The organism is Variovorax sp. F042 (assembly GCF_057814215.1).
The window spans coordinates 454,531-468,278 of sequence record NZ_JBVASX010000004.1; the positions used below are offsets into that span (position 1 = coordinate 454,531).

The following is a 13,748-nucleotide window of genomic DNA, read 5'->3' on the forward strand; positions in this document are numbered from 1 at the left end:
TATTGATGTGTGCGCCGCGAGAACTCAACAGCCCGGCGGGGCGCAACTGTCGCGATGCTCAAGACTCCGGCCAATAACGAACCTTTTCGTCCTTGTACCGATAGAACTTCGACTTCGGATGCAACGTCGACTCCTTCCAGCTGTTCATTGGCGACCAATCGAGGGGCGTGAGCTTGTCGCAGAACGCTCGCCATTCGGGAGACCAGCGGGCACTGCGATCCACCCAGAGGTCCGGGCGAATGCCGCCTCGATCAGGACCGAGGAATTCAGCCCGCTCAAGCAACTGATAGTCCAGCCACGGATCATTGGCCAAACGCTCGATAGTGGTGGGTTCGTAGAGCTCAGGAAGGTAGGGACGGACGTATGGGTAGCCCTCCCAGCTTTTCTCGACATCAATACGAAAAAAAGCCTCGCGCCGGTCGTACATGTCCTCCCTTTCCTTTTCGGTGTATCGACTTCCGACCAACGCAACCTCCAACGACTCGTCATCGTCCGTCAGTGTTACCCCACTGGGATTAGCCGCTCGAAAGCGTGAATACAAGAGTTCGAGCAGGTCAATCGGTAGATAAACCGTTCGCTTGGTTGGATAGCCCAAATCGTTGAGATGGAAAAACGGCCCTGTGTGATCCATCAAACTCCAACGCCGCCACGCGCGCCGTCCTCGCCCAACTCCGATTTCGGTCAAGGTATCGTGACCGAAGTAGTCGTGATTGATACTCATGGCGCCTTCCTGAAGTTGCTCATGGGCTGAAGCGGAATGAGTACCTTACCGAACTGATCAACTACCATGATGTTGCGATTGGTGAAATCGTAATTGCCGAAATTGTTGCGCAACTTGCCTTCCAGTTGCGCCACGTTCGCCCCGGAGGGCACCTGTACAGCGATGATTTCGCTCCCCCCGTCAGGCCCAATCGTCTTTTGCAAATCGTCTCGGACGTTCTTTTCGAACCCCTTCGCATTGGCAACTGATTTAACCTGCACCGTCGTCACATCCGCGGCGTTCGCTGCATTTTTTACCGTGATATCCGGGCCTATGGCATTCTGCCCATGCACCGTAATCGTCGTGCCCGGTGGATTGACCCTCGCAATGATCGACTCGGCAGCCGCATCGCTGAGCGGAATACCTCCCGTCTTGATCTGCTGCGAATGCTCGCTGACCAAGGCATTGACCTGCTCCCGCGTAGGAGGCGTTTGAACTAGTCCGGCATCCCGATTCGCATTGTTGTCAATGCGTTCGGCGTTTCGGCTGATGGCCGCCTGCCTCGCTACGGCCGCATCTTCCATCGCCCCGCTCAGATTCCGCGTCACGCTCCGAGCCACGCCTGCCAGCACCCCATCGGTTGCTAGTGCGATGTCAATGTTCATCGCCAGCCCTGTCATGATCTCGCTTCGAGTCGGAGGCACGCACGAGGAGGTTCGGGAGCACGTCAACTGGTAGTTCAGGTTGGCGGTGAAGTACACGTCCTTGACGAACTTCATTCCTCCCGTGTCGCCCTCCGATCTGAACTTCTCGTAAAGATCGGCCCAGGCCTTCTTGGCATCGGACAGCCCTTTGCTGTTCTCCTCGGAAGGCTCCTTCAGCACAGCCAGTTCAGCCCGATGAAGCTTGTCCAGGAGGTCCTGCTGTTCCAGGTCGATCCGGTCCCACTTGTCGACCACTGCCTTACAGTTGCCGACCTTCTTGCAGTCGGCCAGTTCCTTTTCCTTTTGGGCAACCTGCCTGCCGGTGAGGAAGTTGTTTGTGACCTCGTTGAACGCCCCCGCTGCTACCGCAGCGCCCCCCACAGCAGCCCCCACGGCTGTAGTCAAGCCCGCAACCACGAGCGTGCGACTCGTCTCACTCAGACCGAATTCTTCAGCAATTTGATTCACCAGTGGCGCGATCTGTGTACTCAGTACCGCCCCCGTGGCGCCAGCCGCACCACCCGTCAGTCCACCGATGACTGCATGGCCAGCCGCACGGCACATCCCGTCCGCACTCCAGCACTTGATGGCCTCCTGATCGCCACGCGCCTGTGCATCCCGGAGTTGCTCATTGGCGATGCCTGCCCAGAAGCCGGTCGCGACAGGGCCGAACTGCTGCGTGATCTGAGCCTGTGCCTGGACGTTCCGAACGATGGTCTGCGTGTTCCAGTCCCGCACCAGCGTGCCTGCGCTGGCGGTGTTGCCTGTCCTGACGCTTTGATCCCCCGCAATGCCGCTGATGCCCGATCGGGTCGTGCTGCGCTGATTGTTGCCGCTGTAGCTGCCCACCCCCGCGCCCCCCGGCTTGATGCCCGGCTGCGACAGCTGGTTCTGCGCTGCCTGCTGCTGCGGCGTGGCGTTGGGGTTGGTGGTCTGACCCACGCTTGCTGAACCGCTCACCGAGTAGCTGCTCCCGCTCGACTGGCTCACGTTCTGCAGGTCGCTCATGGTGAGCGCGCCGCCAGTGGTGAAGCTGTTCTTGCCTGCGTCGATGGCCGCCTGGGTACTCTCGATCACCGCACCGGTGAGATTCGTGTTGCCTTTGACGTCCACATCGAAGCCACCATCTCTGGCCTTGATGCCCGCCTGCGTGTTCGGACTGATGAAGACGCCATCCGCTTTGGCCCCAGCCGAGTTCGCGCTGACCGTGGCCACCGCCCCGTAGCAGATCGGCGGGATGCACAGGCTCACCCCGAAGCCACCGCTCGACTGCCGGCTCTGGCCCACGCTCACGTCCTGCAAGGTGGTGATGTTCAGGTCGCCGCCAACATCCGCCGTCACACGGTTGCCTTCGATGGTTGCCCCATTGAGCGTGAGGTTGCGGCCGCTGGAGACGTTCACCGCGTTGCCGCCGGAAACCTGGGTGGCGTTGTAGGTGGTCTCGTTCTGTTTGTCGCTGCCCTTGCCGTTCTGCACGCCCAGTTGGATGCTGAAGCCGGTCTGCGCGCCGGCGCCGAAGGTCACCCCCACACTGGTGCCATGGCTCGAGTTCTGGCCCGTCGTCACGCTTGTGTTCTTGCTGGCTTCCAGAATGATGTCGTTGTCCGCCGCCAGGTTGACGGTGTTGCCCGCCGCGATGGTGGAGCCGACAGCGTGGATGTTGGAGTCAGCGCCCGCGCCGGTGGCCACGATGTTGACGTTGTTGGCCCCCGTGACGCTGGAGCCCACGGCCGTCGTATTGGTAGTGAAGCTGGTGCCCTGGCTGGTGTTGCGGCTCGCGGTCACGCTCACGCCGTAGCTCAGCGTGCCCGCTTCGCTCATGCTGGTCAGGCTGGGGCCGTTGCCGCTCAACGCGCCAGCGAGCGTGCTGCCCGCGCCGTAGGCCTGCTGGCCCGCCATGGCGATGTTCAGAGCCCCCAGCGCCTGCATGCGGCCGTTGCCACTGGTGTCGTCCATCGCCCGCACGGTGTTCTTGACATTGCGCAGGCTGTCGGTGCTCAGTCCCATGAAGCTGGCGCTGCCGCCCAGCTTGCTGCTTGAGCTGCGCTGCATGCTCACGCTCTGCTCGGTGTTGTAGGCCTCGTTGATGGTGACGTTCTTCGCGAGGATGTTGACATCACCGCCCACCGATGGGCCTGCCTGCCCCGCAGCCAAGACACTGCTGGCCGTCTGGCGGTACTCGTTGCCGGCCACCACGGTCACGTTGCCTGTGAGACTGGCCACCTGGCTGGATTGCTGGGTGGTGCTGACGGTCGCCTTGGCTCCGAAGTCCTTGATGTTGCCCAGTCCAGGTGACGACCAGGAGCCGATGAAGCCGCTCTTGCCGTTCGCCGAGGAACTGCTGCTGAGTTCGGTGTTCTGGGCGCTCTCGATGGTGAGGTTGCGCCCGGCGATCATGGTGATGTCCTTGTCGGCCACGACGGTGGCCGCTTGCAGGGTGGTGTCGCGCCCGCTGATGGTCTGCAAGCTGCCAGCCGAGATGGTGGTGCCGACCGCCTGGGTCTTGATGTCGGCGCTGGCGCTGTTCCCCGAAAACTGGCGGTTGCCGTAGCCGCCGACAGGCCCCCCGGCATCGGAGGCAACGGCCCAAGCCTTGGACAAACCCGTGCTGCTGCTGCGCTGCTGGCTGGCATGCAGTTCCTGAGTGGTTCGATTGGCGGTCGTGAGGTTGATGTCGCGTCCGGCCGACAGGCTCATCGCATCCTGCGAACTCAGTTGCGCGGCTTGGAGATTGATGTCGTTGCTCGCCACCAGGGCCACGGTCTTGCCACTCAGGCTGCTGGACAGCACGTCCACGGTGCTCGAACTGTCCAAAGTGCTGGAACTGTTGCTCCTGAACAGGGACTTGGACGACTGTTGCGTGGCGGCGGCCACGCTGCTCGTAGACTGGCCTGCGGTGACGTTGATGTCGTTGCCCGCCGTAGCGACCAAAGCGCCGTTCACGCTCTGTACAGCGCCCGCACGGATGTTGATGTCGTTGCCGGCGGCCACCCGCACGTTGTCCTGGCCCTGGATGACTGAGCCCACTTCCCGGCTCTGCGACGAGATACCTGCAACGTTCTTGTTGGCGAACGAGATGGTGTATCCCTCGGTCACTGTGCCGAGGTTGACATCGTGTCCGGCACCGACGGCCACCGAGCCTGCGCTGACCATGGCCGCGCCGATCAGATTGACGTCGTGCCCCGCAGAGGCGATCAGTACGCCGCCAGGATTGGTGACGTAGATCCCGGCCACCCGGTCGATAGCCGTGTTTGCGCCGAGAGATCGCGTGGTGGTCTGTACATTGATATCTCCACCGGCCTTCAGGACAGCGGCATCGCGAGCTGTGATGCTGGAACCGATGTTGTTGATATTGCGGCTTGCTTCGATACTGACGTTGCCTCCCGCAATCCGCCCGCCATCGAGGTTGTTGACGTTGTCGGCGGTGATCGACACCAAAGACCTGCCAGCGATGGTTCCCTTGTTCGTCACATCGCCCGTGCTCTTGATCACTGTGGCGTCCGCGCTCAGCAACGCCCCCGAGCCGTCGATGTCGCCCGGCAGCACCCGCACATACACCTGAGGCACAAGTACCTTCTGCGTAGAGCCATCGGGCAAGGTGACTGTTTGCTCGACCAGCCAGACGATGTCGCTGGTGAGCTGAGCCATCTGCGCCGCGGACAATGCCACCCCGGGGCGAAGACCGTACTCCTTCGCAAAGGTCACTCCCGCATTCATCAGCCCGGCGTACTGGTCCTCGTCGTTGGCGAACCCGTCCAGATACCGGTAGCCCGTCAGTTGGGCGACTTGCTCGCGGATGAGTTTCTGCTCGTAGAAGCCGTCGCCCAGGCGCTTGAGGGTGTTGTTCGGATCGAGCCCGAAGCTGTTGAGCAGATAGTCGCTGCTGAGCCAGTTGCGATAGTTCGCAAACCGCGGGTCCGTCTCGATCAGGTAGTTGCCGCCGGCCTGCGTGCGGAACAGGCTCGCCTGCGGCACGTTCAGGTTTGGCGTGCTGGTGCGCACCACCGTCGGGACGGTCTGCGAGCTTCCAGCACTGGTGCTACCGGAAGCGCCGGCTTCAGTGCCGCCCGTGCCGACGACTGTGCCCACGTTGGCCGCCACCTCCACGATGGTTCCCGAGCTTGAACCACCGCTTGCACCACTGGCCCCGCCACCGGTCGCACTGCCGGACCCTTTGGCCGCGGTGCCGGCGTTGTAGCTGGTGGTCGCATTGAGGTTCGGCTGGTACTTGTAGGCGCCCAGTGCGATGCTCTGCGGCGCGAGCACGATGGGAATGTTGGTTCCCTGCACTTGGCCTTGATTGTTGATGACGCTCGCCAGACCCGACACATTGACCGAGCCAGTAATCTGGCTGGACTGGTAGTCGCTCGCGGTGATCGTTCCTCCCGCGAGCACCTGGCTGTCCTGGTTGTACAGGCGGCCATTGACCGTCATGTTGCCGCCCGCGATCAGATGCGCCGGATCGGCGTTGATCGCGGTGTCCGTGACCGTGGTGATGTTGTTGGTCCAGACGCCATAGCCCCCCATACCGACCAGTTCGCCCGTGTCCTTGCGGTAGACGAAACCGTTGACCGGATCGAGGTTGACTTCGGCGAGCGTGTACTGAGTCGTCCGACCAATGCCACTGCCCATCGGCGTGACGGGGGCCACGCCGACCACGACACTCGAGACCGAAGTGGGCGTGCCCAACTGGATGTGCACGTCGCGGTTGTTGACGTTGGCCATCGAAATGGACATGTTGCCCAGCGACTGGATGTCCGCGCTCAGGTTGTCCAGCGTGCCGCCCTGGCCAGTGGCCTTGCGGTTCGCGTCGAGCGCACCACCAATGGCCATGTTGTTGCTGCTGAAGATCAACGCATGTTCGCGGTTCGTGATGCTGGTCGCACCGATATCCAGATCACCGCGCGAAGCGATGGTCGCGGCGGTGGTCGTGCCACCGACGGTCTCGGTGTCGTTGACGAGGGTGCCGGCGCTGATCGAGACGGCATTGCCGTAGATGCGGCCCGTACCGATGTTGTTCAGCGTGCCCGTATTGACCTGCGTGTTGCCCTGGCTGTCGATCAGACCGCGGTTGTTCAGCGTGCCCCCGTTGACGATGGTGTTCGTGCCCGACATCTCGCCCGTGGCGGTGTTGTCGACCACATTGCCGTTGACCGTGAGCGTCTGACCTGCGAGCAGCTTGGCATTGTTGGTCAGGTGGCCGGTCGTGCCATAGGTGAGATTGCCGCTCACGCTGACATCGCGGTTGTTGACGATGTCCTGCGTCAGCGCCACGGACATGTCGCGCCCGCTGGTGAAAATCCCATCGTTGCTGAATTTCGCGGCGTCGATCTGGAGGCCGTTGCTGGCTGTGAGCGTACCCCCGGTGTTCACGACGTTGAGCGTCTTGGCGCTCGGGTTGGCGGCGTTCGGGTCGACCAGCTTGAGGGTATCGCCGGCCGAGAGCAGACCGCCTGCGGAATTGTCGATGGTCCCCCCACCGGTCACCGTGAGGTTCTGCGCGGCGCGCGCGGCGCCCGTCTGATTCCCGAGGTTGGTGGCGTTGATCGCGACGTTCGTTCCCTCGATGCCCTGATCCGTCCCGCTGGTGTTGGCGTTGTTGACAGTGGCGGCGTTCAGCGTCGCGGTGTCGCTGGAGCGAAACAGGCCGCCTACGTTCTGGATGTTGCCGGCATTGACCGTCAGCGCGCCGACAGATTGCGTCTGGCCGCCGCTGTTGTCGTAGGTCGCGCCGTTCGTGTTGATCGTGACCGCGGCCTGTCCGATGATCTGTCCGCCAGCGGTGTTCGACAGGCCCTGTGTGTTGGCCGTGAAGGCCCCCTTGGCGCCGATGAAGCCCGCGCTGCTGTTCACGGCGCCTGCGCTGAGCGTCAGCGTGTCGGCACTTGTGATGCCGCCTTGGCCGTTGGTGTAGCCCGATGCGTTGGTGTTGGTGAGCGCCTGGCCGTTCGTGTCGATGGCCATGACACCACCGCTTTGCACGAGGCCGGTGTCGTTGTTCAGCACACCGGACTTCACGTCGACGGTGGTGGTCGCGGCTATCGTTCCCTTGGCGCTGTTGTCAAGGGCGTTGCCATGCGTGTCGATAGACAGGCTGTTGCCGAAGACCTTGCCGCCGGCACTGCTCAGGCCACCATTGCTCAGCGTAGTCGTGCCACCGGCTTGCAGGGTGCCGCCGGTGTTGGTCGTGGTGCCCGTGGTCGTGACCGCCAGATTGCCGTTGACGGCGGCGGCCGTCCCGGCGCTGTTGTCCAGGCTGGCGGCGGTGACCGTGGTGTTGCCGTTGGCCGCGAGGGTGCCGCCCAGGTTCGTGGCCGCGCCTGTGATCGTCGCGTTCAGGTTGCCGACGGCCGTCAGGTTGCCAGCGTCGTTCTTGAGGCTGCCCGTCTGAACGGTGGCATTGCCGCCTGCAAGGATCTTGCCGCCCACAGAGTTGTCGAGCAGGTTGGCGACCGTGAGGTTCAGGTCGGATGTGCCCGCAGCTTGCAGCTTGCCGCCCTGGTTGGCCATGGAGCCTGCGTTGGCGGTGATGGCGCCATTGCTGGCAATGGTTCCGCCGTTGTTGGTCAGGGCTCCACCGACGTTGAGGGTCGTGGTGCCTGTGCCGGCCTGCACGATGCTGCCGCCGCTCTGGTTGCTCAGGGAGCCGGCCGACAGGTTGATCTGCTGGGCGGAGGTGCTGCCCCCGTCCTGGTTGAACGCGCCGGACAGATTGACGGCCAATGCGTCGTTGCCGGTGATCTCGCCATTCGCGCCGTTGAAGCTGCCGCCCGCGATGGTCAGCGTACCGTCGCCGGCATGGTCGATCTTGCCGGCCGTGTTCGTGATGGACGTGGCCTGGAGTATCAGGTCCTGGCCGTTGGTCGCGATCTGGCTGTTCGAGTTGTCGATGCTGCCGCTGACGGCAAGGACGGTCGCGCCGGTGCCGGTCTGGATGATCTGGCCACCATTGGTGTTGGCGATGTTCGAGACGTTGACCTGCAACTGCGCAGCATTGAGCTGGCCGGCGCTGTTCACCAGCGTCTGGCCGGGCTGTGTATTTGCCGTGATGGCGAGCGTGCCAGGGGTGGCGACAGTGGCGCCGCTGGTGGTCACGTTGCCTTGGGTGGCCGTGATCGCGATGTTGGATGCGCCGGTCTGGCTGCCGGAGAGGTCGACGGAAGCGCCCTTGAGCGTGGCGTTGCCGCCTGCGATGTTGGTGCCGGTGGAGGTCAGGGCCTGCGCGGCCGTGACATTCATGTCGCCTGTGCTTTGCAGGTTGCCATTGCTGCCGTCGAGGCTGCCGGTCTGGATCGCAAGAGTCCCGCCGCTGGCGATATGGCCGTCGGTGTTCAGAAGCTGCTGCGCGACACCGAGTTGGACGTTGCCGCTGGCTGAAGAAATGGTCCCCTGGCTGTTGTTCAGGGATTGGCCCGCGACGCTGAGGTTCTGGTTCGAGGTCAGAGTCCCCGACGTGTTCTGGATCGCGCCGGCGACGTTGGCCGTCAGCGCGCCGGTCGCTGAGATGGTGCCCCGCAGATTGTTGGCCACGCCGCCGACCGTGAGGTTCGCATTGCTGTCGCTGGTCAGCACGCCGTCCTGATTCGCGAAATCGCTGGACGTCGTGATGTCGAGGCTGCCAGCGTGCAGGGTCCCGGCGTTGTTGTTGAAGGTCCCGAGGTTGGCCGTGAAGGCACCAGAGACGTTCAGCGTGCCCCCTGTATTTTGGAAGCTCGGCTGGTTGAGCGACATGCTCGCCAAGCTCAGGGTCCCACCGTTGTTGACCAGGTTCGCGGTCTGCAGAGTGATCGGGCCACCTGCGTAAACCTTGCCACCGTCGTTGCGGATCGCACCTGCGGCGGTGAGGCTGCCAGGAGCAATCGGTGCGGGAGCAGGCGCTGGCGTGCCCGCTGTTGTCGTGCCGCCGGTCGATGCAGTGGTGCCGGTCGAGCCGCTTGAGCCCGAGCTTGGCGTGGTACCTGTGCCGGTGCTGCCGCTGCCAGTGCCGGCCGTCGGAGCCGGCGCAGGCTCGGGGCCGATCCATCCACCGTTCGCATTAGAGATGGTCGGTGCAGTCAACGACAGTGGCGCCATGCTGGTCTGGCGGATCGTCCCCTGGTTGATGATGTCGCTGCCCGTGCTGGCAAGCTGCACGCTCTGGCCTTCCAGCGTGCCGGTGTTCTCCAGCCGCCCAGACGCCGTGACGACCAGGCTTCCGGCGCTCGCGCCGATGTTCCCGGCGTTGCGCACGCCCAGGCCCGCTTCAGTTCCGACGAGAACGATCTTTCCGGCATACATGCCACCCAGCGCAGCCACGTCCAGGGCGAAGGTCGGTGCAGTTCCCGTGCCCGTCGTGGGGGTGATCTGGGTATGGTCGGCACTGATCTGGTTCGCACCCGTGACCACCTTGAGGTCGGTGGCGTAGATTGCCGCATTGAGTTGCACGGCACGTGCGAGGATTGCGGCGTAGTCCGTCGTTCTTGCATCGAGGCCTGCACCATCGACGGTGACAGTGCCGCCGCGCACGAGGAAGCTATCGAGACCACCAATGGCATTGAACTGCGGCGTCCCCGTGGTAAGCGTGGCCCGCGAGGCATTGATGAAGCCGCCGCCATCGACGCTGATGCCGGCCGGGTTAGCGATGATGATCTCGGCGCGCTGTCCGGCGACTTCCAGGTAGCCGCGAAGCTGGCTCGGATTACCGCCGTTCACTTCGTTCAGGATGATTCGTGCGGGACCCGTGGCCAGACTGGGGTTGGCTTGTATGTACCCCCCGAGCCGGGACTGCACATTGACCCGGCTGTTGTTCAGGATCGCGCCGTTGGTGCCGACATTGAACTGGTTGTAGACGTTGCGCGAGACCCCAGCCGCCGAAGGCGTCTGGATGTTGACGTAGGGCACGCCGTTGGGCGCCACCAGCACGGTAGGGCGCAGGTTGCCAGGGACATTCGGCGCGCCGACGATCTGCGCATGCGTCGATGTCGTCGCGAGCATGCCCGCCAATGCAGCACCGATCAGTACGGGCGCAAGGGCGGCCGCACCGGCCAGTGCACTGCCAGCCACCGTCGTCGCCTTGCTGGATCCCTTACCGGTGGACGAGGCTGTTTCCTGAACCACCATCCGCATGCCTCTGGCGGCATTGAAGACGATGCGATGCAAATGGCGATTCATGCCCGAGACTCCCTGAGAATTTTTTGAAGACTTTCGATGTTTTTGTATCAAAAAGCATCTGAGTTCGATTATCAGGGGGCAAAAGGCCTAAACGCATGGACGCCACATGTCGGCCCTGCGTACAAGATCACGAATAACGGGCCGGCAAATGTCAGGAATTCTTTGAATTAATTCTTAGGTATTCATATTTACCAAGATGGCAGCGGAGAGGTGTCGATTGCCTACTTGTCTACGCGAACCATTTCGGGAATGTGGTCGATCTTTCGTGGTCAGCGTCCAGACCACCTGACCTGATGGCGTAGAAGTCATGCGTGCACAGCACTGGCCGCCAGCGGTGTGGCAGCAAGTCGTTGATCTGGTGTCCGGCTGTGAGGAGATCGCTAGAGAGCGTCGCGCAGGTACTCCATCACCAATTCATGCGATTCGCAGAATACGAAGGAGTGATTAAAAGAGGCGATCGGCAAAGCAATACCGAGCTAGATCGAGGAGGACTCTGATGAACAAGCAGCGACTGATACTTGGCGCCTTCGTCGTTACCTGCGTCGCGGTACTTTTGGGGTGTGCAGCGGAGCCGAAGCTCACGTACACGTCTCTTCCGTCAGATGGCTATGTCGGCAAGGGCTTTCCCTTCGTCGTGCCGCGAACCGTGGTGAGGGTCGTTCCGACGATTAGCAAAGAGAACAAGGTTGAAAGCCTTGCCTTCACGCCCGTGCCGGTTGCGAAGTCATCAGACGGGATGAAGCAACTCCCGACGTTCGTGGCGACCGACAACTCGACCGGCTGGTCCTTCACGCCAACCACGGTTACATCGGTCGCCTACGCCGACGACCTCATTGTCAGTGCCATTGGCACGCAGGTTACCGACAACCGCAAGGAAGTGATTGATGTCATCGTGAGTGTCGCTGCCTTTGCAGGTGCATTTGCGGGTGGCGGGTGCAAGGAGCCGCGAGCGCCACTGAAGCCTTTCGTGATTGCAGGCGTGGATGGTGGCGGTTCGATAGCGGACAACGATTGTTGGGCGTATTCGATTGAAAAACAGAAACTTCAGCTTATTGGCCGCAAGGCGCATCCCGTGAGCGAACTGTCCTCTCAGAATGAAAAGGTCGCCTGGTTTCCGATTCCGGCATGTCAGGATTATCGAATTCGTGTATATCAGTGCGAGAAAACGACTTGCACGGATAAGTTGGACGGTTCAACAGCCTACGAGACAGTTCTTTCACTGTCCGATGGCCAGCAATATCAACGCATCCCTCTTTCCTCGAAGGGGAAGATTTCTCTGAGGCCGGATTTCTGTGGCGCCGATGTGACCAATGAGAGCGTTGCCACCAGCAACTATGGCTTGCTCAAACAGGTCATCACGGACGTGAAGGCGGAGAAGAAGAAATAGGGGGGCAAGCCATGGGAACGCCTCGTTGTCGAGTTGTTGCCGCGGTGCTCGGTCTTGTCGCAAGCATCACCCCGTCGGTGCATGCGCAAGAGCAGGCGAAGCCGCTGGTGCTGATTGAGCGAGTGGTCGACGCGAACTATCGGTCCGACGCGGTGGACTATGGTGCGCTACTTCGCTCGAATCTGACGAAGCCTTACATCGTCAAGCCTGGGGACAGTCTTCCAAATATCGTCAAAACCCGATTTTCTATTGGTCAAACGAAGACGCCGGAACTCTACGAGCATATGGCCGACCGGATTGAGGAGTTGAACGGACTTCAGAATCAGGGGGCGTTGCCTGCCGGCTTCAAGCTCGAACTGCCGGACATTCCGCCGTTGCAGTGGAAGGTGCCAGTAACTGCCAATCCGCAGTTCGGGGTTCCGAGAGTTCAGGTAGGCCCATCATTCGAGATTGTCCAATCGGGCAATGAGACGAAGTTCTGGGAGCGCGTGTACAAGCAGGGGAACTTCAACATCCCGATCACGGGCCTTTTGTCCGAGCCGCTGGTATCTCAATTGCGATGGACCAGCCCAGAAGTGGCGCAGGCCGAACTCAGCAGCGCCGGCGGCGCAAAGAAGATCATTGTCTGGGACCAGCCGTTGATTCTCAGCATGGCGGACAGCGGGGTAAAGCTGGGGGCTCCTGTCCTCCCGGACGACTCGAAGTTCGTGGGTGGTTTGTTGAAGCGAAAGCCACCTCCCAATGAAGTCGTTCTGTACGTTCTCGACGATTCCTGGCCTGATGGCGATGCCTTCTCGGAATCGAAGGAATTTCTCGTGGCCGCCATGGATGCGGTACGCAAGCGGTATCGGCTGGGAGTCGGCTTGCCGAACAGCCAGCTCAATGGAGCAGCCACGACGGACTTTCGACTGGGTGCTCAAGCGCACTCGGCCGCGATCAAGGCGTCGCTCAGTGACTTTAACGCTCTCACCAAGAAGGTTCGCGTCATCTATCTTCCGTTGTTTGTGGAGCAGAAATGGTCTCGCGAGCTGTGGATGGAACTCGCATTCTTGGTTGCTTGCGCCAACAGGATGAACAGCCAGTTGGGTCAGCAAGTCCCGAATGAGGCTCTTCGCACCGAGGCTCTCGCTTTCGCGACGGAAATCATCGACAGGGTGCCGAAAAAGGCTGTCGACGCGGTGGGACCGGCCCAACAAGGCCCTATCAGCGTGCTTCAGAAGTTTGCTCAGCTATACGCCCAGACGACAGGGGTGCCGTTCTTCGTCAACATGTCCTGGACGATCAAGGCCAGGCAGGTGGACTTCGGGCCGGATTCCGACGCCCTCGGTGTCTCACTGGCCGCGACGGGAAACGACAACTTGGACGTGATGGACGACGCGGTGTATCTCGCCTATCGCGCCAAAGCCTCGCCCGGCGATGTGCTCGCTGTGATGAACACCGATGGAGAAGGGAACCCAATGTGCCGAAGTGGGAAGTTGCCCTTGACCAGCAAGCTGCCGTTTTACGGGCTGGCTTATGACGGGCGAGTCGAGAAAACGGGAGGCTGCGGAACCAGCTTTTCAACGCCCAGAGTCGCTTGGTTGCTGGCGCTTAGGCAGGCCTACAACGCGCCACTGAAAGAGAGCGAATGGAGAGACTGGTATGCCTCGTATCAGCTCAATATAGTTGCTTTGCAAGGCTTGACTCAGACCACGAGTAAGCGCTACTGGCTGCCTGTGGCGAAGCTCTTTAATGGCCTCTAGTCGCGCCGCCAGGAGGCCCCGCAATGAACACCTCCGTGCTGCCACACGCTGGGGTATCAAACGAT

At 61.7% G+C, this 13,748-nt stretch carries 4 protein-coding genes; 2 read left to right on the top strand and 2 right to left on the bottom strand.

Annotated elements, in window-relative coordinates; translation table 11 throughout:
* Positions 1-58: 58 nt before the first annotated feature.
* Positions 59-721 (bottom strand): hypothetical protein, encoded by a 663-nt coding sequence (locus ACZYSP_RS17500; RefSeq protein WP_489015532.1) that lies wholly within the window; start codon positions 719-721, stop codon positions 59-61.
* Positions 718-10,554 (bottom strand): hemagglutinin repeat-containing protein, encoded by a 9,837-nt coding sequence (locus ACZYSP_RS17505; RefSeq protein WP_489015534.1) that lies wholly within the window; start codon positions 10,552-10,554, stop codon positions 718-720. The genes ACZYSP_RS17500 and ACZYSP_RS17505 overlap by 4 nt, the downstream gene beginning before the upstream one ends.
* Positions 10,555-11,050: 496 nt before the next feature.
* Between ACZYSP_RS17505 and ACZYSP_RS17510 the strand changes: the two genes are divergently transcribed.
* Together ACZYSP_RS17510 and ACZYSP_RS17515 are read left to right on the top strand one after the other, a co-directional pair.
* Entirely contained in the window at positions 11,051-11,941 is an 891-nt protein-coding gene (locus tag ACZYSP_RS17510) for a hypothetical protein (RefSeq protein ID WP_489015536.1), read from the top strand.
* 11 nt (positions 11,942-11,952) lie between these two features.
* Positions 11,953-13,683 (top strand): S8/S53 family peptidase, encoded by a 1,731-nt coding sequence (locus ACZYSP_RS17515; RefSeq protein ID WP_489015538.1) that lies wholly within the window; start codon positions 11,953-11,955, stop codon positions 13,681-13,683.
* Positions 13,684-13,748: the final 65 nt, after the last annotated feature.